The following is a 25384-nucleotide window of genomic DNA, read 5'->3' as shown; positions in this document are numbered from 1 at the left end:
ATGAGTTGGTAACCTTCCATGCATGCTATCGGTGAAACATACGTTCCGGCGTGGTCGTAAAGCTCGAAAGGGCGGGGCACAGGAAGCAATCTAGCGCAGTGTCCACAGGCGGAGTTGACTCTAAAAGGAGTTTGCAGCAGCCGGGCTAGTGAGGTATGAGAATGAGTGGCGGATCTTCAGATCATTCAATACCAACACAAAATGCAGCATACTGAAGAAGAGATGAAATCCCATACTGAAGCAGGTGCGGGAAGCCTAACAACTAACCGAGGCGCTTATACGCCCCGGTTAGGAGTTGTTTTGGCTTCTCCCACCTGAAGCAATAACACCTAGAAAAGCTTTGCCATTTCTGGCTACACTCACGTTTCCTAAAGCCTACACATCCCCGCACCCTGCGGGATGCTCTATTTCTCAGTCCAGGTCAACTTACGATATATAACATTTTCTATACGTGTATATTTTCTCACCTATAGAAATTGCTCACTTTTATACATACCAGGTTTAGAATGTATAAAAAATCGTTATTTCTATACAGAAGAAATTTTTGAAGGATGCATCCCATCAGACCCCTCGAACAACTAGATGCCGGGCGCTTCGATACCCCTGCGATTCTCAAGAAGCTGGCAAGTAGCAGCCGCAAGCTGGCGGAGTTGAAAGGCATCGCAGCCGCAATTCCCAATCAGGGCATCCTCATTAATGCATTGGGCATGCAGGAAGCTAAAGACAGCTCAGAAATCGAGAATATTGTTACTACTCAGGATGAGATTTTCAAAAATGAGGTGCTACCGGAAGCTGTTACAAATCTCGCCGCAAAGGAAGTCCAACGTTATCGGCAAGCACTCCGGTTAGGCTATGACCAGGTGCGGCAAACTGGTCTGATATCCGCGAATCACATTATCGAAATCCAGGCAGAACTAGAGCAAACAAATGCCGGTTTTCGCAGATTGCCCGGCACCTCATTAAGAAATGGAGCGGGCGAAGTAGTGTATTCACCGCCGCAAGACCCCAACATAATCATTGAGCTTATGCGGGATTTGGAACGATTTATAAATGACGATGAGCTATTTCCAGCTGATCCACTGATCAAAATGGCCCTATTGCATCATCAATTTGAAAGCATCCATCCTTTCTATGATGGCAATGGGCGCACTGGTCGAATTTTGAATGTGCTGTATCTCGTCAAGGAAAATCTGCTAGAAGTGCCAGTGCTATATCTAAGCAGTCATATAGTGCGCACAAAGAGTGAATATTATCGGCTGTTACAAGCAGTTCGGGATCATGATGCCTGGGAAGACTGGGTGCTTTATATGCTTGACGCAGTAGACCAGACCGCCGCAGAGACCATCATTACTGTGCAGGCAATAAAAGACGCCCTCTTCGATTATAAGCATCGCATTCGCGCTGGATTCAAGTTCTACAGTCAGGATCTGATCAATAATTTGTTTACACACCCATACACCAAAATCGAATTTATACAACGTGACTTAAAGGTTTCTCGTCTGACTGCAACAAAATACATTGAGGCTTTAGTCGAGGCGGGTTTTGTGCAAAAGCACAAGATCGGGAGATATAATTATTATGTTAATGTAGCTTTGAGCGAAATTCTTAAAAGAACCCCTCGCTAAGGAATAATGCCCTAGTAAGAACCCATAATTCTTATGTCTCCAAAGATGACCACCTGTATCGACCGCCGTTAGGGCAAGATCAGCTTTTGAGGATTACACCGCTGAAATCGCTATTCCCTGAACTTACTTTGGTAACTTTCCTCCCGAAAGAAGGAGTAAATAATGTTATCAGCAGAAGAGGCAAATCTACTTGCAAAAACAAAATCCGAAGGAATCTTGAAGTGGAGGCCTTTGTTTCTCCAGATTGAAGCATCAGCATTGATGGGAGGCCACTCTCTCGACTGCATGGACATGGCTCTTCCAGAAGAATACACCCGAGAGGAACTTAGAGAAATGCTTATACCCCTTGGGTATAGCTGGACTGATGGGAGTTTCGAATCTTTCTATATTTCTTGGTAATTTAAGTCAGTCCAAGCCTAGTTTATGCGTCGATTGCACGTTCAATTTCGGTATATTAAAGAATCGAGATTTTGACGTTTTGCACGCTCAATCATCATTGAGTCAGCCAATATGGCCACATTCACGCAAAGATTACTAATGCTTCGCTTTGAGCACCCTCGCGAATTAAAGCGTTAATCGCTGCCGCGGCAACGGTCCCATGCATTTATAAGTTCATCTGTCATTAGCGCCTCAATGCCGGAATCCGGCTCAATAAATTTAAGACAACTCCGACATTTACCCTTGTCTTCAGGCTTGATAAATTAAGCGCTCATGCTGCCACGGAATACCGTATATTGGGAGGATATTGAGTTTTGTGTAAACGGCCAGAATTTACAGATTCGGCATTCGGCTCTCGAACTGAATACTAAATCGGTTCAATGCACTCTTCCAGTCCCGTATTGGCATATCCCAGTTTTGACTGATATTGTTCAATGCCAAATAGAACAGTTTTATCAAAGACTCATCATTCGGAAACGACCCACGGTGCTTGATGATTCTTCGTAGGCTCATGTTAACGGATTCGATGGCATTGGTCGTATAAATGACGCGGCGAATCTCTGGAGGGTAATCAAAGAATGGGGTAATGCGATACCAGTTACGCCGCCATGATTGCGCTATCGGAGGGTAGGTGGCATCCCATTTCTTTTCGAATGCGGTTAAGCACTCCTCTGCCTCCGCTAGGGTGGCCGACTGATAAATGCGCTTTAGATCCGCGGCCACCTCTTTCCGTAGCTTCCAATGAACGTAATTCATGCTATAGCGAACCATATGGACGATGCATAGCTGGACGGCTGTCTGGGGAAATACAGCTTCAATGGCCTCCGGGAAACCTTTCAGTCCATCCACACAAGCAATGAAAATATCCTGAACTCCGCGGTTCTTGAGCTCCGTCACCACCTGCAGCCAGAACTTGGCGCCCTCGGTCTGTGCGATCCAGATACCCAGCATTTCCTTTTCGCCCTCCATGTTGATACCTATTGCCAAGTAGACGGCCTTAGCTCGAACACTGCCGGTATCACGGATTTTTACGTGAATGCAATCCATGTAGACGATAGGGTAAACCTCATCCAAGGGTCGCTGCTGCCAGGCCTTGACCTCATCGTTAACGGCATCTGTTACGTTTGAAATAAGCGTTGGCGAGACGTCGGCACCATACATTTCTTCCAGGTAGCTCTGGATTTGACGGGTAGTCATCCCTCGGGCGTAGAGCGCAATGATCTGCTCGTCGAAATTGGTGAACCTGGTTTTATATTTGGGGATGAGTTGAGGCTCGAAGCTACCTTCCCGGTCACGAGGAACGTAAATGTCCATTTCACCAAAGTCACCTTTGAGCGTTTTTTTGGATTTTCCATTCCGCGTATTACCCGTGGGATTGCTGACAGTTTCGTTTTTGGCATGCCCTAAGTGTTCCGCCATTTCTGTTTCCAGCACACGTTCCACAAGCGCTTTGGTCAGTTGCTTGATCAGGCCGTTTTCACCAGTGAGATCTTCGGGCCTCTGATATTTTGAGAACACCCCATCGACGATTTCCATGGGTATTGCTTTAGATGAGTCGGTCATTTTCACTCCTAGCTAAGGTAGCGGCAGATAACTGCCAAATGACCGTTTACACAAAAATTTTTACACCCCTGTTATCCAGCATGATAAATTCAATGTGTGCCACTTGTATGGCACACATTTATTAAATTGCCTCTCACAAGATCAATAGGGTCAATGAGTTAGATGAAGCTCGATACGCGGGTTCGATTCCCGTCGCCCGCTCCAGATTTTTTGCCCCTCGCATGCCAGAACAGCGGGCTGCTGCCCCACCCAATATTCCCTCGACTACACGCTTGAAGACACCATGGTTGTGCCTGTCACCAGGCATTTGATATTGGCAGTGGCTTTGGCCAGCTCTCTCAGCAGAAGCTTGTAAGTATCCAGATCAAACATCAGATCTGCATTTGAGCTGGCGAGACTGTGCAGGCTGGCTTCATCGTCAACGCTACCCAGCGCACACCAATGCTCAAACACATGCAGCTGGCTTTGCCCTGTGAGGGGATTTCGCTCATGAATGCCGATCTTGCCCGGGTAGGGCCAGATTTTCATGCGGTGCGCGGCAAGCGCCTGCTGCAGACGTAGGTAATGCAGTTCTGCCGCTTCCTTGCCTGCGCATACCCCTTTGCATTTGCGGAGCTGGTGGGCAAAGCAGGGGCCTTTGCCGCTTTCCAGACCCAGCACTTTGGGGCAGAGGGCATGGTTCTCGGCAATCTGCCGCAACACCTCTACCGCTTGGCGCTTGCTGCGAAAGGTGCCAAACAGTTGCCCGAGCTCTGGCGGATCAATTTCTTCTTCACGTACCAGCGTAAGCAGGGGCCTGGCGTCATGACTGGCTGCCAGTCGCCAGGAGCATAGCTGACGCTCCCGACGTAACCGACGGTTGTAGATGGGCTGGCGTTCTTTTACCAGACGCGACTCCAACATCAGGGCACCAAACTCACCTGCGGTTTCTATCCACTCAATATGCTTGACCTCTTGCGAGATGCGCATCTCCTTGGTGGAGGCATGATCACCACTGAAATGCGAGAGCACCCGACTGCGTATATTGATGCTTTTGCCGATGTACAAAGGCAGCTGGTTATCGCCATAAAACAGATAAACGCCGGGGCCTTCGGGAATATCGTCCAGGATGCTGGCGTCAATCCCGCTGGGCAGGGTATGGCCTTTGAGCAACTCGCGCGCGGCTTGCGCGATGACAACGGGCCCCAGTTCCGCTTCCGCTGCACGAAGAAAATCCACCAGCGCCACAACATCGCCCATGGCGCGATGGCGGGCGCCGCATTGCAGGGAGTGGCGTTCGATGATGCTATCCAGACTGTGGCTGCGGTGTTGCGGATAAAGTTTGCGCGACAGCTTGACCGTGCACAGCACTTTTTGCCGCAGGTCTATGCCAATGCGCTTGAATTCATTTTTAAGGAAGCCGTGATCAAAGCGGACATTGTGCGCACAAAGCACGGCACCTTCGAGATGGTCGAGCAGCTCACCTGCCACTTCCCTGAAGTGCGGAGCGGTTGCCACCATGCCATCGTCTATGCCGGTCAAGCGTTGAATAAACGGCGGAATGGCGGTCTCGGGATTCACCAGCGTTTGCCAGCGGCTGACTTCCTGGCCGTTTTCAAAACGGATGAGGGCGATTTCGGTGATACGGTCCACCAGCGGCGTGGCGCCAGTGGTTTCCAGGTCGAGCAATACGTAAGCAGGTAACATCCGGGCAAGCTAATCCTTATTCAATACGGTCGGCAGAAGTCTCGGGCAAGCCCAGCTCCTGGCAGGCGAGGCGTTTGGCGGTTTTGATCATCGAGTCTGAAAACATGGTGATGTCGGCATCCGCCAGGGCAATTTGCTGGTATTTTTGCAAAGCCACATCAAACGGCGCCTGGTTGATCATCTCGATCAGCTGCATGTAGCGGTCGCGTTGCCTGGTGTCTTTGCTGCCGGTTATCTGCAAGTGGATGTTTTCCAGATGCATGGAAAAATAAGCAACAAACTCCAGCTGAAAGCTGTTTTGTATATCGGTCATGAAAGATTGCGCATATGCCCCACCACGGCTAGCGTAGCGGCTGGTGAACAGTGGTGGCAATGAGATTTCACCAGCACAGGCCAGTTCAGCATGCTCAGATTTCGATCATGTCGAAGTCTTCCTTGCGGGCGCCGCATTCCGGGCACGTCCAGTTGGGGGGCACGTCTTCCCAGCGTGTGCCGGGCGGAATGCCATCTTCCGGACAGCCTTTTTCTTCTTCGTACAGCCAGCCGCAAATATTGCACATCCATGTTTTCATGGGCTTTTCTCCTCGTTTATTGTTAGCGGGTAATTTAAGTTAAAATAGCATTCTTGATAGCAGAACCAGCGCTCTGTCAGCGCCTCTAAGCATCTCACCGCCCACCTTGATACGGTCAACACCCGGAACCAACACCATGAATCTGATGCCCCCTACCGTGATGACCTTTGCCGCTACCGATCCCAGCAGTGGCGCAGGCTTGCAGGCTGATCTGCTGACATTGGCCAGCATAGGCTGCCACCCGCTTTCTGTTGTAACAGCAATTACTGTACAGGATACCGTGGGCGTCGAAAATGTCATGATGTTTGATGCCGACTGGGTCAATGATCAGGCGCGCACCATCCTGGAAGACATGCAGGTTTCCGCCTTTAAAATCGGCATGCTGGGTAGCGTGGAAAATGTCGCCGTCATTGCCGAAATCGTCGCTGATTACCCGGATGTTCCATTGTTGATCGACCCGGTTTTATCCTCTGGCCGTGGCGATGAACTGGCAAACGAAGAAATGCAGGCAGCGATGATAGACCTGCTGTTCCCCCAGGCCACCATGATTACGCCGAATAGCCTGGAAGCACGTCGCCTGGCATTTCATGATGATGATTCCGATGCCATCGAACATGCCTCGCTGGATGAAAGCGCCGACCGCCTGCTCGGCATGGGATGCGAATACGTGCTGATCACCGGCACCCACGAGCGTTCACAGGAAGTCATCAATACGCTGTACGGCGAAAGCGGCCTGATCAAGGCCTATAACTGGGAACGCCTGCCAGGCAGCTACCATGGCTCCGGCTGCACCCTGACTTCCGCGATTGCGGCGTGCATCGCCCATGGCTTGTCCATTGAAGAAGCCATTCTGGAAGCACAGGAATACACCTGGAAAACCCTGAAATACGGATTCCGTCCAGGCATGGGCCAATACATTCCTGATCGCATGTTCTGGGCAAGGGATGAAGAGGATGACGCCAATTAAAGGGCTGTACGCTGTCACCCCGGACCTGGACGATACGGAGCGCCTCTGCGAGATAGTCACCGAGGCTATTCTCGGCGGTGCGACGCTGGTGCAATACCGCAACAAACAGGCTGGACACGTGCTGCGCATTGCGCAGGCGCAAGCCTTGCTCGCCATCTGCAGGCAGCATGGCGTACCCCTGATCATCAATGATCACGTCAAGTTATGCCTGGCGCTGGATGCCGATGGGGTGCATATCGGCGGTACCGATGGCGATATCGCAGCCACGCGCCAGCGCATCGGCAACAAGCTGCTGGGCGCCTCCTGTTACAACCGCATTGACCTTGCCTTGCAAGCACAAGCGGCCGGCGCAGACTATGTCGCATTTGGTGCCTGTTTCAGCTCGCAAACCAAACCGCAGGCGCCAGAAGCGGCCCTCAGCCTGTTCAATATGAATCCGGCATTGACCGTGCCCAAGGTTGCCATCGGCGGCATCACGCTGGACAACGCGTCTCAGGCCGTTGCCGCCGGTGCCGACATGCTGGCAGTGATTGGCAGTCTCTGGGGATCCTCCGATATCCGCCATACCGCGCAACAATTTTCCCGACTTTACAATGGACCGAGCTCATCATGACCTCTCGTAACCAGCAACTCTTCGAACAATCCCAAAAACTCATTCCCGGCGGCGTCAATTCGCCCGTTCGTGCTTTTCGCTCTGTCGGCGGCACGCCGGTATTTTTCAAGCGCGGCGCTGGCGCCTGGCTGTGGGATGAAGATGACAAAGCCTATGTGGATTATGTGGGCTCCTGGGGCCCTATGGTACTGGGCCATGCCCATCCGCAAGTGATCGAGGCCGTGCGCACGGCGGCTGGCGACAGCCTGTCGTTTGGTGCGCCAACTGCGCGCGAGCTGGATATGGCCGAGCTGGTAAGCAAGCTGGTCCCCAGCATGGAGCAGTTACGGCTGGTCAGCTCCGGCACCGAAGCCACCATGAGCGCCATTCGCCTGGCGCGTGGCTTCACGGGCCGCAGCAAGATCGTCAAGTTTGAAGGCTGCTATCACGGCCATGCCGATGCCCTGCTGGTGAAGGCGGGCTCCGGTCTGTTGACCTTTGGTACGCCAAGCTCGGCAGGCGTGCCACCTGAAGTCGCCGCGCATACGCTGACGCTGGAATACAACAACATCGCCGCCGTGGAACAGCTGTTTGCGGAGATTGGCAACGAAATTGCTTGTGTGATTGTAGAGCCGGTCGCGGGCAACATGAATCTGATCGCCCCGGCAGCCGGTTTTCTGGAAGCATTGCGGGCGCAATGTACCCAGCACGGTGCAGTGCTGATTTTTGATGAAGTGATGACCGGTTTCCGCGTGGCGCTGGGTGGCGCACAGGCGCGCTATGGCATTACCCCGGACCTGACAACACTGGGCAAAGTCATCGGTGGCGGCCTGCCAGTAGGGGCTTTCGGCGGTCGACGCGACATCATGCAATGCCTGGCACCTGTTGGCCCGGTTTACCAGGCAGGCACTTTATCTGGCAATCCGGTGGCCGTTGCTGCAGGCATGGCCACGCTGAAACTGATACAGGCACCTGGCTTCCACTCAGCGCTGGAAGCCAGCACCCAGCGTTTTGTGCAGGGCCTTGCAAATGCAGCAAAAGCGCACGATATTGAATTTAGTGCACAAAGTGTGGGCGGGATGTTCGGCCTGTATTTCAGCGCCGAGGTGCCGCAAAGCTACGCTGACGTCATGCAGTCTGACAAAGAAGCCTTCAACCGCTTCTTCCATGCCATGCTGGATGAGGGCGTTTATCTGGCACCTTCAGCGTTTGAGGCTGGGTTTGTATCAGCAGCGCATGGCGACAAGGAAATCGACCTCAGCATTGCCGCTGCAGAAAAGATTTTTGCCAGCTGGAAAAAGTAAGCCGCTTTAACTGCATAGGGTTTCATGCTTTTTTAGCCCTATGTGATTGAACTTATAACCCTTTAACGGTAACATTGAAGGTTCCGCTAAATATTTTATGGCCCAGCGATAATTTCGGCCACGCAGGACAGCAAGCACCAATAAAAAACTCCACGAACCCCCTCGATTAGCGCGACGGGATGAGGGAAGAACAAGGCGCCCGGTTCTAATTAGTGCCTTACAAAGATGCAGCAGTGTCGAAAGATGAGATGGAGACATGAGTTTGGTAACGCGAGTGAATACGCCAATGAATGAAACAGCAACAGTGACGAACCCTGAAATGCAGGGCCTTTACAATCCGGGCAATGAGCACGACGCCTGTGGCGTCGGCATGATCGCGCACATCAAGGGCAAAAAGAGCCACAAGATCGTGGAGCAGGGCCTGCAGATTCTGGCTAACCTGACCCACCGTGGCGCCACCGGCTACGACCCCAAGCTGGGCGACGGTGCTGGCATCCTGATTCAGTTGCCTGATGCCTTCCTGCGCAAGGAAGCCACCAAGCTCAATATCACGCTGCCTGCCGAAGGCGAGTACGCCTGTGGCATCGTGTTTCTGCCGCAATCGCAAAACGGTCGCGAAGCCTGTGAGTCGATCATTGCCCGCATCGTGCACGAAGAAGCCCAGACCCTGTTGGGCTGGCGCGATGTGCCACGCGACAACAGCAATATCGCCGATCAAGCGCGTGCGGTTGAACCTGTCATGCGTCAAGTATTCATTGCGCGCGGGCCGGCCACAGCCGACCAGAACGCCTTCGAGCGCAAACTGTTCGTTATTCGCAAACGCGTTGAACATGCCGTTCGCGCCCTGAAGCTAGAAGACGGCAACCAGTTCTACATTCCTTCCTTGTCCTCACGCACCCTGGTTTACAAGGGCATGCTGCTGGCAAATGAAGTTGGCGTGTATTACCAGGACCTGCAGGACGAGACCATGGTGTCCGCCCTGGCACTGGTACACCAGCGCTTCTCTACCAATACCTTCCCAGCCTGGGATCTGGCGCACCCATTCCGCATGATTGCCCACAATGGTGAAATCAACACCATGCAAGGTAACGTCAACTGGATGGCGGCCCGCCACGAATCCATGCGCTCCGCCCTGATGGGTGAAGACCTGGAAAAACTGTGGCCACTGATCGTGGAAGGCCAGTCCGACTCCGCTGCATTCGACAATGCGCTAGAACTGCTGGTCGCTGGTGGCTACTCATTGCCGCACGCCATGATGATGCTGATTCCTGAAGCCTGGTCCAGCAACACCCTGATGGACGAAGACCGTCGCGCTTTCTACGAATATCACGCTGCGCTGATGGAGCCATGGGATGGCCCTGCCGCCGTGGCCTTTACCGATGGCCGCATGATAGGCGCCACGCTGGACCGTAACGGCCTGCGTCCTGCCCGTTACCTGATTACCGATGATGACCACGTCATGCTGGCATCCGAAATGGGTGTGCTGACCTTCCCGGAAGAAAAAATCGTCAAGAAATGGCGTTTGCAACCCGGCAAGATGTTCCTGATCGACATGGAACAAGGTCGCATTATCGACGACGCTGAAGTCAAGCAAAGCCTGGCACAAGCCAAGCCATACCGTGAGTGGATTGAAAAATCCCGTTACTTCCTGGGCGATCTGCCCAAGGTAGAAACCAAGCTGGAGCTGAATGCCAACCTACTCGACCTGCAACAAGCTTTTGGCTACACGCAGGAAGACCTGAAGTTTGTATTGCAACCCATGATCACCAATGGTGAAGAGGGTGCGGGCTCCATGGGTAACGACAGCGCTCTGCCGGTGCTGTCCAACAAGCCCAAGCCACTGTACACCTACTTCAAGCAGCTGTTTGCGCAGGTCACCAATCCGCCTATCGACCCGATCCGCGAAGAGCTGGTCATGTCGCTGGTCACCTTCATTGGCCCCAAGCCTAACCTCTTGGGCATTGATGAAACCAACCCACCTATCCGCCTCGAAGCGAGCCAGCCTGTATTGACGCTGGACGAGCTCGAACAGCTGAAAGCGATCGACAGCCTGACCCAGGGCCGTTACCGCACGCTGACGCTGGACATCACCTATGCTGCCGCACAAGGCAAGCAAGGCATGGCTGCCGCGATTGAATCCCTGTGCAAAGCTGCAGCGGATGCCGTGCACAACGGCTTCAACCTGCTGATCCTGTCTGACCGTCAGGTAAGTCCTGACCGTATCGCCATCCCGGCATTGCTGGCCTGTTCTGCGACGCACCAGTCTCTGGTACGCGCTGGCTTGCGTACCAATACCGGCCTGGTCATCGACACCGGCTCTGCCCGCGAAGTGCATCATTTCGCGCTGCTGGGCGGTTATGGCGCCGAAGCAATCTGCCCATGGCTTGCGTTTGAAACCATCAGCAACATGATGAGCGCAGAAGGCAAGGGCGGCGACATCAAGGAAGGTCACAAGAAATTCGTCAAGGCGATTGGCAAGGGCCTGCACAAGGTCATGTCCAAGATGGGCATTTCCACTTACCAATCCTACTGTGGCGCGCAGATCTTTGAAGCAATCGGCCTCAATAGCCCGTTTATCGCCAAGTACTTCACCGGCACGGCCACCACTATCGAAGGCATAGGCCTGAATGAAGTGGCCGAAGAAAGCCTGCGCCAGCATCAATCCGCGTTTGGTAACGACCCGGTTCTGAGCAATGCCTTGGAAGCGGGCGGCGAGTACGCCTTCCGTGTGCGCGGCGAAGAACATATGTGGACGCCTGATTCCATTGCCAAGCTGCAGCATGCCACTCGTACCAACAGTGCCAGCACTTACAAGGAATACGCCAAGCTGATCAACGACCAGACCCGCCGTCACATGACGCTGCGCGGCCTGTTCGATATCAAGTCAGCTGGCGCCCCTGTGCCGCTGGAAGAAGTGGAACCCGCCAAGGAAATCGTCAAGCGCTTTGCCACTGGCGCCATGTCGCTGGGCTCCATCTCCACCGAGGCCCATGCCACGCTGGCTATCGCCATGAACCGCATTGGCGGTCGCTCCAACACTGGCGAAGGTGGTGAAGATCCCAAGCGTTTCATCCCGGTAGCCAAGGCCAGTTCGCTGGCAGAAGTGCTGGGCAAGGACCGCATTGAGAAAGACGTGCCCATGCTGGCAGGTGACTCCCTGCGTTCCAGCATCAAGCAGGTGGCGTCTGGTCGTTTCGGTGTTACCGCAGAGTATCTGGCGAATGCCGACCAGATTCAGATCAAGATGGCGCAAGGTGCCAAGCCGGGCGAAGGCGGTCAGTTGCCAGGCCACAAGGTTAGTTCCTATATCGCCCAGTTGCGCTTCTCGGTGCCGGGTGTTGGCCTGATTTCGCCACCACCACACCATGACATTTACTCGATTGAAGATCTGGCTCAGCTGATCCATGACCTCAAGAATGCCAATCCCAAGGCTTCGGTATCGGTCAAGCTGGTATCGGAAACCGGCATCGGCACGGTTGCCGCCGGTGTAGCAAAAGCAAAATCTGACCATATCGTGGTTGCAGGTCATGACGGTGGTACCGGCGCATCGCCGATTTCCTCCATCAAGCATGCCGGCACGCCATGGGAACTGGGCCTGGCCGAAACACAGCAGACCCTGGTGCTGAACCAGTTGCGCGGTCGTGTGGTTGTTCAAGTGGATGGCCAGATGAAAACCGGTCGTGACGTCATGATAGGCGCCCTGCTAGGTGCCGATGAGTTCGGCTTTGCCACGGCACCGCTGGTGGTTGAGGGCTGTATCATGATGCGCAAGTGTCACCTGAACACTTGCCCGGTCGGTGTGGCTACCCAGGATCCGGTCCTGCGCCAGAAATTTACCGGCCAGCCTGAGCACGTCGTGAATTACTTCTTCTTCGTTGCTGAAGAAGTACGTGAACTGATGGCCAGCATGGGTATCCGCAAGTTTGAAGACCTGATCGGCCGTGCTGATCTGCTGGATATGCAAGCAGGCATTGACCACTGGAAGGCCAGTGGCCTGGATTTCACCAAGGTATTCCACCAGCCCAAGGTTGATGAAACCGTGTCCCGTCGCAACAACGAGACGCAAGATCACGGCCTGGTAAAGGCGCTGGACAACAAGCTGATTGCCCAGGCAGGCAACGCGCTGGAAAAAGGCGAGAAGACCGTCATCGAGACAGCTATCGTCAATACCAACCGTACCGTGGGCACCATGCTTTCGCACGAAATTGCGCGCCGTTATGGCCGTACCGGCTTGCCTGACGACACCATCACCGTGAAGCTGAGCGGCACCGCAGGGCAGAGTTTTGCTGCCTTCCTGACGCAAGGCATCACCTTCGAGCTGACCGGCGAAGGCAACGATTACGTGGGCAAGGGTCTCTGTGGCGGCCGCATTGTGATCAAGCCGCCCAAGGCGTTCCGTGGTGTACCGGAAGACAACATCATCGCGGGTAATACCGTGATGTATGGCGCTACCTCTGGCCAGAGCTATTTCAATGGCGTGGCAGGCGAGCGTTTCTGTGTGCGCAACTCGGGTGCCACCGCGGTAGTTGAAGGCGTGGGCAACCATGGCTGTGAATACATGACGGGCGGCACAGTCGTTGTGCTCGGTCAGACTGGCCTCAACTTTGCAGCGGGGATGTCGGGTGGCGTAGCTTATGTATACGACATCGATGGCATGTTCGCCAAGCGTTGCAACATGAGCATGGTCAGCCTGGAAACCGTGGAAGCTGCGGGTCACGCGCCTGCCGGTGCCGGTCACCACATGGGTCAGCACGACGAAGCCACGCTGAAGTCACTGATTGAAAAGCACGCCGAATACACCGGTAGCAGCCGCGCGAAGGCAATACTGGCAGATTGGGATCAGGCACGCGCCAAGTTCATCAAGGTGCTGCCTAATGAATACAAGCGCGTTCTGAATGAACTGGCTGCTGCAGAAAAGAAGGAAGCCGCATAAATGGGCAAAGTAACAGGATTTATGGAATATGGCCGTCTGTCCGAGGCCAACCTGCCAGTCAATGACCGGGTCAAGAATTACAAGGAATTCGTTCTTCACCTGAGCGATGACCAGGCCAAGACTCAGGGTGCTCGTTGCATGGATTGCGGCATTCCGTTCTGTATGAGCGGCTGCCCGATCAACAACATCATTCCTGACTGGAACGACTTGGTGTATCGCCAGGATTGGCGCAATGCGATTGACGTGCTGCACTCCACCAATAACTTCCCTGAGTTTACCGGCCGTATCTGTCCGGCACCCTGTGAAGCGGCCTGTACGCTGAACATCAACGCCGATGCCGTTGGCATCAAGTCGATTGAGCACGCCATCATCGACAAGGCTTGGGAAAACGACTGGGTGCAGCCTCAGGTTCCTGCCAGCAAAACCGGCAAGAAAGTGGCCATCGTCGGCTCCGGCCCGGCAGGCCTGGCAGCGGCACAACAACTGGCCCGCGTAGGCCACGATGTTGTGGTGCTGGAAAAGGAAAGCCGCATTGGTGGCCTGCTGCGCTATGGCATCCCTGACTTCAAGATGGAAAAAAGCCATATTGATCGCCGTATGGAGCAAATGCGCGCGGAAGGCGTTGAATTCCGCACAGGTCAGAATGTGGGTGAAAACGTCAGCGCTGAACAGCTGACCAAGGAATTTGATGCGGTCATTCTGGCGGGCGGCGCCGAATATCCTCGCGACTTGCCAGTGCCTGGCCGTGCGCTGGACGGTGTGCATTTCGCCATGGATTTCCTGACGCCACAGAACAAAGTGGTCGCAGGCGATACCATCCCCAACCAGATCATGGCAACCGGCAAGCATGTCGTCGTGATTGGTGGCGGTGATACCGGTTCCGATTGCGTAGGGACTTCCAACCGTCATGGTGCGGCTTCCATCACGCAATTTGAACTGATGCCACAACCGCCTGAAAAGGAAAACAAGGAACTGGTATGGCCGAACTGGCCACTGAAGATGCGTACTTCCAGTTCCCATGAAGAAGGCTGCGATCGTGACTGGTCCATCACCACCAAGGAATTGATTGGTGAAAACGGCAAAGTCGTCGCACTCAAGGGCGCACGCGTAGAGTGGAAAGACGGCAAGATGGTCGAGATTCCAGGTTCCGAATTCACCATCAAGGCGGATCTGGTGCTGCTGGCTATGGGCTTTGTCAGCCCGGTACAAAAGGTACTGGACGCATTTGGCGTTGAGAAAGATGCGCGCGGCAATGCCAAGGCAACCACTGACGGCGAAGGCTGCTATGCAACCTCGTCTGCCAAGGTATTTGCTGCTGGCGATATGCGCCGCGGTCAATCCCTGGTGGTATGGGCCATCCGCGAAGGTCGCCAATGCGCGCGCGCTGTGGATGAGTTCCTGATGGGATCATCCACCCTGCCAAGATAAGGCTAACCAGGCATGACACAAGGGGATACCGCTGGTATCCCCTCATTTTTTTGAAAAGCCCCCACCATGACAGCTCTCAAGAACGACACCTTCTTACGCGCACTTCTGCGGCAGCCTACCGATTACACCCCCGTCTGGATGATGCGCCAGGCTGGACGCTATCTGCCGGAATACCGTGCCACGCGCAAGAATGCCGGCAGCTTCCTGAGCCTGTGCAAAAACACCGACTTTGCCACCGAAGTCACCATGCAGCCATTGGATCGCTATCCGCTGGATGCTGCCATCCTGTTTTCCGATATCCTGACAGTCCCCGATGCGATGGGGCTGGGGCTGTATTTTGTCGAAGGCGAAGGCCCGAAGTTTGAACGCCCAGTGCGCGACGCCGCCGCGATTCACAAGCTGCATGTGCCGGACATCGCCGCTGATCTCGGCTATGTCACGGATGCTGTCAGCCAGATACGCAAAACGCTGGATGGCCGCGTGCCCCTCATCGGCTTCTCCGGCAGCCCATGGACACTCGCCACCTATATGGTCGAAGGCCAGGGTGGCACCGACTTCCTCACCATCAAGAAGATGGCCTATGCCGAGCCTGCGCTGTTGCACCATTTGCTGGATATCACCGCGCAAACCGTCACGCTTTATCTCAATGCCCAGATTGAAGCGGGCGCCCAGGCCGTGATGATTTTTGACTCCTGGGGTGGCGCGCTCTCGCATAACGCATACCGCGAATTCTCCCTGGCTTACATGGAAAAAATTGTCGCGGGCCTGATCAAGCAACGCGACGGCAGCCCTGTGCCCAGCATTGTATTCACCAAAGGCGGCGCCCTGTGGCTGGAAGCGCAAGCGGCGATAGGTGCGGATGCATTGGGATTAGACTGGACGGTGGATATTGGCGAGGCAAGAAAGCGGGTAGGCGACCAAGTGGCGCTGCAAGGCAATATGGACCCGGCCATCCTGCTCTCGACCCCGGAAGCGATTGAAAAGGAAGTCGCCAGCATACTGGCGAGTTACGGTCATGGTCACGGCCATGTATTCAACCTCGGCCATGGCATCACGCAGCATACGCCCCCAGAAAATGCGGAAGCCATGATCAAGGCCGTGAAAGCCCTGAGCCCGCAGTACCACGTTTAAATCAAGAAGACGCCCTGGGTTCCTGCTAACGCGGCGTTGCCGTAACAAACAGGCGCTAGAACTCCAGGGGGTCTACATCGACCGTCCAGCGCAGCTTGCTGGCTAATGGATGGGCGCGCAATTGGGGTACCAGGTGTCGCAATAATTGCTGAATCTGCAAACGGCTTTCGCCCTGCATCAGCAAGTAAGCCCGTTCCATACCCTTCAACTTTTCCATCTGCGGCCGCACGGGATCATACGTAAGCACATGCTCACTCAGCTGCCTTGCCAATACCAATGCATCATTCAGAAAATCCTGCACTAGTGAATACTGATTGGCCTCAGCACGCAGCAGGGCTAGAAAAGCATAGGGCGGAAATTGCGCGAGCTGCCGTTCCTGCAGCTGTGAATCTGCGTATGCCACATAATCGTGCTTACGCAAGGCATTGAACAGATTGTGCTCGGGGAAGGTGGTCTGAATCAGCACTTCACCGGGTTTATCAGCCCGACCCGCCCGGCCAGACACCTGCATCAATTGGGCAAAAAGGCGCTCAGCCGCCCGAAAGTCCGGGCTGAATAGCGCACTGTCGGTGTCCACCACCCCCACCAGCGTCAGATTGGGAAAGTCATGGCCTTTGGCCAGCATCTGCGTGCCCACCAGAATATTAATCTCATCGGCATGCACCGCCTGCAGGATATCTGCCAGGGCTTCCTTGCGCCGCGTGCTGTCGCGATCCACGCGTTGAATGCGTGCCGTGGGGAACAGGCGCGCCAGGGTTTCTTCGAGCCTCTGCGTACCATGGCCGGTAGGGTGCAAATCGGCATTGCCACAGCTTGGGCACTGTCGCACGATCTTCTGCTCATGTCCGCAGTGATGGCATCGCAAGCGGCTCTGCCGCAGATGCACCACCAGCCGGCTGCTACAGCGGGTGCATGAGGCTATCCAGTGGCAGGCATTGCACAACAGCACTGGCGAGTAGCCACGCCGATTGATGAACAGCAGGCTTTGCTCCTTGCGCTCCAGGCGTTGGCGCAGCGCTTCGATCAGAGCGGGCGATAACCCATCCTGCAATTCAACGCGATTGGTATCGATGCAACCGATACGGGGCAACTGCGATTTAGCGACAGCCCGGTTTTGCAGCGTCAGCAAGCCATATTTGCCGGTTTGCGCGTTGTGCCAGGTTTCCAGGGATGGCGTTGCCGAGCCCAGCACGATGGGCACTTTCGCCCGTTGCGCCCGCACCATGGCCACATCGCGGGCATGGTAGCGCATGCTGTCCTGCTGCTTGTAAGAGCCATCGTGCTCTTCATCCACAATCACCAGCCGCAGCCTGGGCAGAGGGGTAAATACCGAGAGGCGGGTGCCCACCACAATACGGGCGATGCCAGACTGGGCCAGACGCCAGTTCTGCAAGCGCTCGGCCTCACCGAGGTTGCTATGCAATGCCACCATGGGCAGATGCGGCAAACGGCTTCGAAAGCGCGCTTCCAGCTGCGGGGTCAGATTGATTTCAGGCACCAGCACCAGCGCCTGACCATCATTGTCCGCCAGCATCTGTTGCAGCCACTGCATGTAAACCTCGGTTTTGCCACTGCCGGTGATGCCATGCAGCAGCCATGCCTTAAATCCCTCGCTAGCCTGCATGCGCTGCAGGGCAGCAGTCTGGTCTTCGTTCAATGGCGGCGGCGGTACGGCGGCTAACACCGAAGCCGACAACCCTGCCAGCACCTCATCCGCTTCTACCCAGCCAGACTCCTGCAAGCCCTGCATGGCGCCGCGCCAACTGGCAGAAATCTCCGGCAACGCGCTTTCATGCAGTACGCCATGCTCAAGCAAGGCGGCATATAGCTTGCGCTGGATAAGCTTGCGCCGGGGTAATTGCTCAATATCGGCGGCCAGGCCCACGGCAGACAGGCGAAAAGCATATTGCTTGCGCGACACCGCAGGCTCGGTTTGGCGTAAACGCCCAGGCAAACTGGCCAGCAAAGCTTGTCCCAATGGGTATTGGTAATAATCCGCACAAAAGCGCAGCAGGGCAAAGGTATCCGGATCCAGCGGTGGTTCATCAACAAACGCCGTTTCGATCGCCTTCAGTTTGGCAGAAGGCACCTCGCTCACCGCACTCTTGCCCACCACAATGCCAATTTGCCGCCGACGGCCGAAGGGCACCACCACGCGCTGCCCCACGGCGACATCAAGGCCACCGTCCAGGTAATCAAACAGGCTGTCGATAGGCACATCCAGTGCGACTTGCAGGATGCCCATGGGAGGTGGGGTAGTGATCATTGAAACAGATATTGAATCGGGTGGTGAGCGTTGTTGGTCAATGGGTTAGAATAGCGACTTTCGTCATATTGTATAGACTTCACTCTCTTGAAAGCACATCTTACCGAATTACTGACCCAGGCCGCAAAAAGCCTGGGGGTCGATAGCGCAAGTCTTTCGATTCAGCTGGAACGCCCGAAGTCTGCCGACCACGGCGATTTTGCCACCAATCTGGCCATGATGCTGGCCAAACCCCTGCGCCAGAACCCACGCGCCATTGCCGAGAGCCTGATCCAGGCACTGCCTGCCTCTGAGTATGTTGCCAAGGTAGAAATCGCAGGCGCTGGCTTTATCAATTTCTTCCTGAATGGCCAGGCACGCCATGGCGTGATTGCGCAGATACGCGAGCAGGGTGACCGTTTCGGTCACAATAACGCAGGGCAGCAGCGCAAGGTACAAGTGGAGTTTGTCTCCGCCAACCCAACGGGGCCATTGCATGTCGGCCACGGCCGTGGTGCGGCAGTCGGTGACTGTCTGGCGCGGCTGCTGGCAGCCAACGGCTGGGATGTCACGCGCGAATTCTATTACAACGATGCTGGGGCGCAGATCGACAATCTGACCAAGTCCGTCCATGCCCGTGCGCAGGGACTCACCCCCGAGCACCCAACCTTCCCTGAAGAAGGTTATCGCGGCGAATACATCATCGACATTGCCAAGGCTTATCTGGCAGGTGAAACCGTGGTGGCGGATGACCAGCAGGTGACTGCCAGCGGTGACGTCAATGATCTGGAATCCATACGCCGCTTTGCCGTGGCTTACCTGCGGCATGAGCAGGATCTTGATCTGCAGGCATTCCAGATCAAGTTTGATGTGTTCTCCCTGGAATCCAGCCTCTATACCGAAGGCAAGGTGGAAAGCACAGTACAAGCCCTGATCAACAGTGGCCATACCTATGAGCAGGATGACGCCCTCTGGCTCAAGACCACCGACTTTGGTGACGACAAAGACCGCGTCATGCGCAAGCGCGAAGGCGGGTATACCTATTTTGTGCCTGACGTGGCCTACCACGTGGAAAAGTGGAAGCGTGGTTTTGAACGCGTGATCAACGAGCAGGGCGCCGATCACCACAGCACCATTACCCGCGTACGCGCCGGCCTGCAAGCGCTCGATATCGGCATTCCGCAAGGCTGGCCAGATTATGTGTTACACCAGATGGTGACGGTGATGCGAGGTGGCGAGGAGGTCAAACTTTCCAAGCGTGCGGGCAGCTATGTCACTCTGCGCGACCTGATCGAAGAGGTAGGCTGCGATGCCACGCGCTATTTCCTGGCTGCGCGTCGGGCCGATTCACAACTGGTATTCGATATCGATCTGGCACGGGCACAAACCAACGACAACCCGGTGTATTACATCCAGTATGCGCATGCCCGTATCTGCAGCGTGCTGGGGCAATGGGGCGGCGACGAAAGCAGCTTGGTGGGCGCAGACCTTAGCCGCCTGGATGCACCGCACGAGGCAGCGTTGCTGCAGCGTCTTGATGAGTTCAGCGATGTTGTGAAAAATGCGGCCGATGAACTGGCTCCGCACATGGTCGCCAATTACCTGAAAGAGCTGGCAAGCGATCTGCACAGCTATTACAACGCACAGCAATTCCTGGTAGAAGATAGCGCACTCAAGCTCGCCCGTATGGCCTTGATCAGCGCTACACGCCAGGTATTAAAAAATGGCCTTGATCTTCTGGGCGTGAGCGCTCCGGAAAAAATGTAGGCCATATAGAAAGCAAGCAAGGAGATAATGTGAGCAGAGATTACAAACCCCGCAGCGCCCCATCCAGCAAGAGCGGCAGCAAGTCAAAGGGCAGCCCGTTCTTTTCCGGTCTGCTGGTTGGGCTGGTTCTGGGCGTTGGCCTGTCGGTCGCGGTAGCGATCATGGTTAAAGGAAGTGACAGTCCCTTTGTCAGCCGTGCTCCGGAAAAAGCGCCAGAAGAAACCGCCAAGGCAGATACCAGCGCCTTGCCCAAGGCCGAAAAGAATGCCGATACCCCGGAAAAGCCACGCTTTGATTTCTATACCATCCTGCCTGGCAGCGAAACCCAGGTAACGGAACAGGAAATCAAGCAGAAACAGGCGGCACCAGAAGCCACCAAAGTGCAGGAAAGCTACTTCCTGCAAGTGGGCGCGTTTCAGACCGAGCAGGAAGCCGACAACATGAAGGCCAAGCTGGCCCTGCTGGGACTGGAAGCCATCGTGCAAACCGCCACCATCCCTAACAAGGGGGTATGGCACCGCGTGCGGGTTGGCCCGTTTGCCAATGTCGACCAAATAAATAAATCCCGTGAAGAGCTGGTACAGAACGGATTTAAGGTTGACCTGATCAAAGTGAATAGCAGTACGCCTGGATAAAGCCTGTCAGCCGCAACCAGCTTAATGCGTTAGTCGATTACAACTTACATCAACAAGGATTCGAATCATGAAAAAATTCCTGGCGGCTTTGCTGCTCCTGGTTTCCACCCATGTCATGGCAGCAGACCCGCAAGCCGGCACCGATTACAACCTGACGGTGCAAAGCATCCCCAGCGATAGCAACGGCAAGCTCGAAGTCATTGAGTTGTTCTGGTATGGCTGCCCGCACTGCTATCAGATGGAGCCCGCCATCAACGCCTGGGTAAAGAAGCTGCCCGCCGATGTGGTGTTCAAGCGTATCCCTGGTGTGCCACGTCCTGACTGGGCGCCCATGGCCAAAGCCTATTACGCCATGGAATCCCTCGGCGTACTGGAAAAACTGCATAGCCCTTTGTTCGAAGCCATTCACAAGCAACATGCTTTCCGTCCTGACGACGAAAAAGCCTTTGTAGACTGGCTGGTCAAGCAAAGCGGCCTGGATCGCAAGAAAGTAGAAGAAGCCTATAACTCCTTCTCCACCAATACCAAAATCATGCGCGCCATCCAGGTATTCCGTGCTTCTGGCGCAACTGGCGTTCCCACGCTGATTGTGGATGGCAAATACATCACTTCGAGCAGCATGGCCGGTGGCAATGACCAGGCGTTGCGCGTGGCTGATTTCCTGATCGCCAAGGCCAAGCAGGAACGCGGCGGCAAGTAATCTAGCCCGTGAGTTCCACGCCTATTTCACAGCCCGCCACGGCTACCGCCCGGCGGGCTGATACTTTAAACGTCTTCATCACCGGCGCCTCCAGCGGTATCGGCATGGCGCTGGCACAGCACTATGCCGGGCTAGGGGCGACACTGGGCCTGGTGGCGCGACGCGCGGAGCCCTTGCTGGCATTCCGCGATCAGTACGCGGGCGCTTGTGAAACCTATGCGGTGGATGTGCGTGATGCTGACGCCTTGGCACAGGCCGCCACTGACTTCATCAGCAAGCATGGTGTACCCGATATCGTCATTGGCAATGCCGGCGTCAGCCGGGGCACGCTCACGGCGATCAAGGAAGACAGCACGGCATTTGCCGCCGTCATGGCGATTAATGTGCAAGGCCTGGTACATACCTTTCAACCGTTTATTAGCGCCATGCAGCAGCGTGGACAAGGCCAGCTGGTGGGCATTGCCAGTGTAGCCGGAATCCGGGGCCTGCCAGGGGCAGGCGCTTACAGCGCCTCCAAAGCGGCCGCAATTGCTTATCTGGAAAGCCTGCGCATCGAAATGCTGCCGCATGGGATTGCTGTGACTACGATTGCACCAGGCTATATCCGCACCCCCATGACCGATATAAACACCTATCCCATGCCGTTTTTGATGGATGTGGACGTGGCCGCCAGCAAATTCGCGCGGGCGATTGCCGCCAGAAAGCGCTTTGTGGTGATTCCCTGGCAGATGGGCTGGGTCGCGCGTTTGCTGAGAATATTGCCGTGCTGGCTGTGGGATGGCCTGATGCGCCGCGCCCCGCACAAGGCACGGATAGACGTGGAATAAATAGGCGCAGTGATCGCCTTAACACATGCCTAGTGCGTAGTGAGCATCAAGCGATGCCCAGCAACTCAGGCCTGAGTTGCTTTAATTCTTCCAGCAGCATGGGTTTCCCCAGGAAAAATCCTTGTGCCATGGTGCAGCCTTTTTCACGCAAAAAGGCGAGCTGACTGGCACTCTCTACCCCTTCTGCCACCAGCTCCAGATGCAGCGCCTGGGCAATGCGGATAATCGCATTGACCAGCTCGGCCCTGTCTTGCTGCTGCACCACATCCTGCATGAACAAGCGGTCAATCTTGACCTGACGTACCGGGAACTGCCCCAGATAACTGAGCGCTGAATAGCCCGTGCAAAAATCATCGATCGCGATGGTAATACCCATGGCCTTGAAGGCATTAAGCACCGCCATGACGTCGGGATTTTCTTCCAGCAGCAGACTTTCGCGGATTTCCAGCTTCACCCATGCGGGTAAACAACCGGTTTTCTCCAAGAGGCGGCTCACCGCTGCCAGCAAGTCGTTATAGAGAAACTGGCGCGCGGAAAGATTGATGGCGACGGTGAGTTTATCGTCGCGTAGCCGATTCAATTCGACGATGGCGTTAAAGGCATTTTCCAGCACCCATTCGCCAATTTCGACAATCAACCCGCTTTCTTCCGCCACCCCTATAAAATCATCAGGCGGCAACAGGCCACGCAGGGGGTGGTTCCAGCGGAGCAAAGCTTCTGCGCCCAATAGCTTGCCAGTGAGGAGATCCATCTGTGGCTGAAAATGCAGGACAAACTCGTTGTTGCGCAATGCCTGTCGCAACGACGTACCAATCGCAATGTATTCCGACGCTTTTGAGCCCAGATCATGACTGTAGAACTGGTAGTTGCTCCGCCCCATGCTCTTGGCGTGATACATCGCCGCGTCGGCACATTTGTACAATGCCTCCTGATCCTCCCCATCAAGCGGATAAGTGGCAATGCCAACGCTGGTTGAGATAAACAGCTCTTTGCCCTGAATGTGGAAGGGCTGCGCAATCACCTGCACAATTTTATTGGCAATGGTGGCCAGATCGTCCGGCTTGCGTATATCAGGTAACAGAATAGCAAACTCGTCGCCACCCATGCGCGCGACGGTGTCATAGGTGCGGATGGCCATCTGCAGGCGATCCGCCGTGGCGCACAACAACTCATCGCCAACCAGGTGCCCGAGACTGTCGTTGATGCTCTTGAAATGGTCGAGATCGAGCACCATCACGCCAAACTTCTGTTTGCTCCACTGCGCTTCCATCAGCACCTGGCTGATGCGGTCATTGAACAGGGTGCGATTGGGCAGATTGGTCAGTGAATCATAGTAGGCAAGATAGTAGACTCGCTCGCGATAGGCAACCAGTTCGGTAATATCGCGCTCCACCGCCAGAATATGTTGCACCTGCCCCTGTTCATCCAGCTCCGGCACAATGCGGATATGGGAATGCCAGGTTTCCCCTTCAGGGGTAGTGCCGGTCATTTCCATGAATCCCGGCTGACCGGTAGCGACCACATCCAGTATTTTCTGTTCGTATTGAGAAAAAACAGTGCCGCCAGGGTATTCGGAAGGTTTTTTACCGAGAATGGCATCCCGCTCCATGCCCAGTTTTTCCAGTTTACGATTATTGACGAAGATGCGTCTGGCGTCGCGGTCAAATCGGGTAATCGCATCAGGGGTATTATCAATGAGCGTGCGCAGCTCAATTTCGCGATGCACGATCTCCAGTTCGTTCAACTTGGCCTCGGTCACATCACGGGCATAGCCCACAATACCCTTCAGTTCGTCATTCACACGCACTGGCGATTTGTAGATTTCCATCCAGCGTTGGCGACCATGCTGGTCTTTCACCTGGTCCACCGCATGCCAGGGCTTGCCGCTTTCGAGCACCACCTGATCACTGGCAATATGGGCTTTGGCAATTTCCTCGGGAAAAAGATCAAAGTCGGTTTTGCCATCCACATCGCGGGTAGACGCGGCCTGCGCCCACTCGGCATAGGCCGTATTGGCTGCCAGCAGGTGACTCTGCCGATCTTTCAGCCAGACCATGAAGGGGAAATTATCGATAAGTGCACGCTGATATTCATCGCGCAAACGCAAGGCATTCTCGGCGGCCCGCCGTTGCGAAATATCCCGCGTAATGCTGAGCACACTGACCACATCGCCATTTGCATCGAACTCCGGGGCTATCTGCAATGACTTGCAGAAATACTGCCCATCATCTGCTACCCACTGCAATTCGATATTGCCGGGCTTGCGTGAGCGCATGATCTCTTGCAGCTGACGTTCGTATTCTGCGGGCGTCGTCCATGCCTTGCCCCACACCTCAGTGGGCTTTTTGCCCAGCGCTTGGGTTAAGGGTATGCCATACACCTCTTCATACGCCTGGCTGATAAAAATCCGACGACAGTCCCGGTCATAGCGGATAAAAATATCGGGGGCGTGCTCGACCAGATCGCGAAATTTAGCTTCACTCGCTTCCAGTTGGTCCTGCAGGTTCTTGCGTGTTGAAATATCCCTGACCAGCGCGAGGTTGTAAGCGGTTCCCGCGTATTCAAAGTAATTGGCATTGATTTCTACCGGCAGGAGTTTGCCTTGCCTGGTAAGGTGCCGGCTTTCGAATGTGAGCGAAATTTCTGCTGTGAGCGCTTGCCAATGATCACGCCAGACCATTTGGTCCACAGTGGGATCAATGTCAGCGACCCGCATGGCAAGCAAATCCTGCTGACTATAGCCTAGGGTCCGACAACATTCCTGATTTACGTAGCGGATTCGGGAGGAAGCATCGATCAGGAATATAGACTCCGTCACCTTATTGAGAGCGAAGCTCAATATGGCGGGAATATCCACCGCGTCCCCTGCATCAGTGTGTATTTCAAGCCTGCTCATGTTTAGTGCGCCACTTGCCCTGATTGTCGTTCTGCTGGCGCTCGCGCTAGCACTCTTTATTGGGCGTATCCCAAT

General features: G+C 54.9%; 18 protein-coding genes. 12 read left to right on the top strand and 6 right to left on the bottom strand.

Annotated elements, in window-relative coordinates:
• Nucleotides 1-551: 551 nt before the first annotated feature.
• Nucleotides 552-1625: a Fic family protein gene (locus tag ACWWD9_RS00550; RefSeq protein ID WP_455867391.1), complete on the top strand. Its 1074-nt coding sequence runs from the start codon at nt 552-554 to the stop codon at nt 1623-1625.
• 162 nt (nt 1626-1787) lie between these two features.
• Nucleotides 1788-2024: a hypothetical protein gene (locus ACWWD9_RS00545; RefSeq protein ID WP_455867390.1), complete on the top strand. Its 237-nt coding sequence runs from the start codon at nt 1788-1790 to the stop codon at nt 2022-2024.
• Nucleotides 2025-2396: 372 nt separating this feature from the next.
• Here the strand turns inward: ACWWD9_RS00545 and ACWWD9_RS00540 are convergent, their stop codons facing one another.
• The 4 genes from ACWWD9_RS00540 to ACWWD9_RS00525 all read right to left on the bottom strand — a co-directional run bounded on the left by ACWWD9_RS00540 (nt 2397) and on the right by ACWWD9_RS00525 (nt 5884).
• Nucleotides 2397-3626 carry an IS256 family transposase gene (locus ACWWD9_RS00540; protein WP_455867389.1) on the bottom strand — a complete coding sequence of 410 codons (1230 nt, stop codon included), beginning with the start codon at nt 3624-3626 and terminating at the stop codon, nt 2397-2399.
• 264 nt (nt 3627-3890) lie between these two features.
• On the bottom strand, nt 3891-5312 hold the full coding sequence (locus tag ACWWD9_RS00535; RefSeq protein WP_455867388.1) for an exonuclease domain-containing protein: 1422 nt from the start codon (nt 5310-5312) through the stop codon (nt 3891-3893).
• A gap of 16 nt (nt 5313-5328) precedes the next feature.
• Nucleotides 5329-5625: a hypothetical protein gene (locus ACWWD9_RS00530; RefSeq protein WP_013443500.1), complete on the bottom strand. Its 297-nt coding sequence runs from the start codon at nt 5623-5625 to the stop codon at nt 5329-5331.
• 94 nt (nt 5626-5719) lie between these two features.
• On the bottom strand, nt 5720-5884 hold the full coding sequence (locus ACWWD9_RS00525; protein WP_013443501.1) for a rubredoxin: 165 nt from the start codon (nt 5882-5884) through the stop codon (nt 5720-5722).
• A 136-nt stretch (nt 5885-6020) separates the two neighbouring features.
• Between ACWWD9_RS00525 and thiD the strand changes: the two genes are divergently transcribed.
• The 6 genes from thiD (at nt 6021) to hemE (ending at nt 16239) form a co-directional block, all read left to right on the top strand.
• Nucleotides 6021-6851 (top strand): bifunctional hydroxymethylpyrimidine kinase/phosphomethylpyrimidine kinase, encoded by an 831-nt coding sequence (gene thiD, locus ACWWD9_RS00520; protein WP_013443502.1) that lies wholly within the window; start codon nt 6021-6023, stop codon nt 6849-6851.
• A complete protein-coding gene (thiE, locus tag ACWWD9_RS00515) occupies nt 6838-7464 on the top strand; it encodes a thiamine phosphate synthase (protein WP_455867387.1) in 627 nt (208 codons plus the stop codon). The genes thiD and thiE overlap by 14 nt, the downstream gene beginning before the upstream one ends.
• A complete protein-coding gene (gene hemL / locus ACWWD9_RS00510) occupies nt 7461-8747 on the top strand; it encodes a glutamate-1-semialdehyde 2,1-aminomutase (protein WP_455867386.1) in 1287 nt (428 codons plus the stop codon). The genes thiE and hemL overlap by 4 nt, the downstream gene beginning before the upstream one ends.
• Nucleotides 8748-9003: 256 nt before the next feature.
• Nucleotides 9004-13680, top strand: coding sequence for a glutamate synthase-related protein (locus ACWWD9_RS00505; protein ID WP_455867385.1), 4677 nt, complete (start codon nt 9004-9006; stop codon nt 13678-13680).
• Entirely contained in the window at nt 13681-15108 is a 1428-nt protein-coding gene (locus ACWWD9_RS00500) for a glutamate synthase subunit beta (RefSeq protein WP_455867384.1), read from the top strand.
• A 66-nt stretch (nt 15109-15174) separates the two neighbouring features.
• Entirely contained in the window at nt 15175-16239 is a 1065-nt protein-coding gene (gene hemE, locus ACWWD9_RS00495; RefSeq protein WP_455867383.1) for a uroporphyrinogen decarboxylase, read from the top strand.
• Between the two features lie 55 nt (nt 16240-16294).
• On the opposite strand, the gene ACWWD9_RS00490 is transcribed toward hemE, so the two are convergent.
• Nucleotides 16295-18505 (bottom strand): primosomal protein N', encoded by a 2211-nt coding sequence (locus ACWWD9_RS00490; RefSeq protein ID WP_455867382.1) that lies wholly within the window; start codon nt 18503-18505, stop codon nt 16295-16297.
• 87 nt (nt 18506-18592) lie between these two features.
• On the opposite strand from ACWWD9_RS00490, the gene argS reads away from it, so the two are divergent.
• The 4 genes from argS to ACWWD9_RS00470 all read left to right on the top strand — a co-directional run bounded on the left by argS (nt 18593) and on the right by ACWWD9_RS00470 (nt 22413).
• The gene (gene argS / locus ACWWD9_RS00485; protein ID WP_015831237.1) at nt 18593-20251 is read left to right on the top strand and encodes an arginine--tRNA ligase; all 1659 of its coding nucleotides are present in this window, start codon (nt 18593-18595) and stop codon (nt 20249-20251) included.
• A 29-nt stretch (nt 20252-20280) separates the two neighbouring features.
• Complete coding sequence (locus ACWWD9_RS00480) at nt 20281-20886, top strand: SPOR domain-containing protein (protein WP_013443510.1); 606 nt, start codon at nt 20281-20283, stop codon at nt 20884-20886.
• Between the two features lie 67 nt (nt 20887-20953).
• On the top strand, nt 20954-21586 hold the full coding sequence (locus ACWWD9_RS00475; protein WP_013443511.1) for a thiol:disulfide interchange protein DsbA/DsbL: 633 nt from the start codon (nt 20954-20956) through the stop codon (nt 21584-21586).
• Between the two features lie 8 nt (nt 21587-21594).
• Nucleotides 21595-22413 (top strand): SDR family oxidoreductase, encoded by an 819-nt coding sequence (locus ACWWD9_RS00470; protein WP_455867381.1) that lies wholly within the window; start codon nt 21595-21597, stop codon nt 22411-22413.
• Nucleotides 22414-22459: 46 nt separating this feature from the next.
• On the opposite strand, the gene ACWWD9_RS00465 is transcribed toward ACWWD9_RS00470, so the two are convergent.
• A complete protein-coding gene (locus tag ACWWD9_RS00465; protein ID WP_455867380.1) occupies nt 22460-25309 on the bottom strand; it encodes an EAL domain-containing protein in 2850 nt (949 codons plus the stop codon).
• Between the last annotated feature and the right edge of the window lie 75 nt (nt 25310-25384).

Source organism: Methylovorus sp. SPW-M1 (assembly GCF_053848825.1).
This window is presented reverse-complemented; position numbering and strand designations above follow the sequence as displayed.

What these genes read in the sequence shown, in the direction of transcription:
- ACWWD9_RS00550 (WP_455867391.1), top strand. Translation starts at nt 552, where the DNA reads ATGCATCCCATCAGACCCCTCGAACAACTAGATGCCGGGCGCTTCGAT.
- ACWWD9_RS00545 (WP_455867390.1), top strand. Translation starts at nt 1,788, where the DNA reads ATGTTATCAGCAGAAGAGGCAAATCTACTTGCAAAAACAAAATCCGAA.
- ACWWD9_RS00540 (WP_455867389.1), bottom strand. Translation starts at nt 3,626, where the DNA reads ATGACCGACTCATCTAAAGCAATACCCATGGAAATCGTCGATGGGGTG.
- ACWWD9_RS00535 (WP_455867388.1), bottom strand. Translation starts at nt 5,312, where the DNA reads ATGTTACCTGCTTACGTATTGCTCGACCTGGAAACCACTGGCGCCACG.
- ACWWD9_RS00530 (WP_013443500.1), bottom strand. Translation starts at nt 5,625, where the DNA reads ATGACCGATATACAAAACAGCTTTCAGCTGGAGTTTGTTGCTTATTTT.
- ACWWD9_RS00525 (WP_013443501.1), bottom strand. Translation starts at nt 5,884, where the DNA reads ATGAAAACATGGATGTGCAATATTTGCGGCTGGCTGTACGAAGAAGAA.
- thiD (WP_013443502.1), top strand. Translation starts at nt 6,021, where the DNA reads ATGAATCTGATGCCCCCTACCGTGATGACCTTTGCCGCTACCGATCCC.
- thiE (WP_455867387.1), top strand. Translation starts at nt 6,838, where the DNA reads ATGACGCCAATTAAAGGGCTGTACGCTGTCACCCCGGACCTGGACGAT.
- hemL (WP_455867386.1), top strand. Translation starts at nt 7,461, where the DNA reads ATGACCTCTCGTAACCAGCAACTCTTCGAACAATCCCAAAAACTCATT.
- ACWWD9_RS00505 (WP_455867385.1), top strand. Translation starts at nt 9,004, where the DNA reads ATGAGTTTGGTAACGCGAGTGAATACGCCAATGAATGAAACAGCAACA.
- ACWWD9_RS00500 (WP_455867384.1), top strand. Translation starts at nt 13,681, where the DNA reads ATGGGCAAAGTAACAGGATTTATGGAATATGGCCGTCTGTCCGAGGCC.
- hemE (WP_455867383.1), top strand. Translation starts at nt 15,175, where the DNA reads ATGACAGCTCTCAAGAACGACACCTTCTTACGCGCACTTCTGCGGCAG.
- ACWWD9_RS00490 (WP_455867382.1), bottom strand. Translation starts at nt 18,505, where the DNA reads ATGATCACTACCCCACCTCCCATGGGCATCCTGCAAGTCGCACTGGAT.
- ACWWD9_RS00475 (WP_013443511.1), top strand. Translation starts at nt 20,954, where the DNA reads ATGAAAAAATTCCTGGCGGCTTTGCTGCTCCTGGTTTCCACCCATGTC.
- ACWWD9_RS00465 (WP_455867380.1), bottom strand. Translation starts at nt 25,309, where the DNA reads ATGAGCAGGCTTGAAATACACACTGATGCAGGGGACGCGGTGGATATT.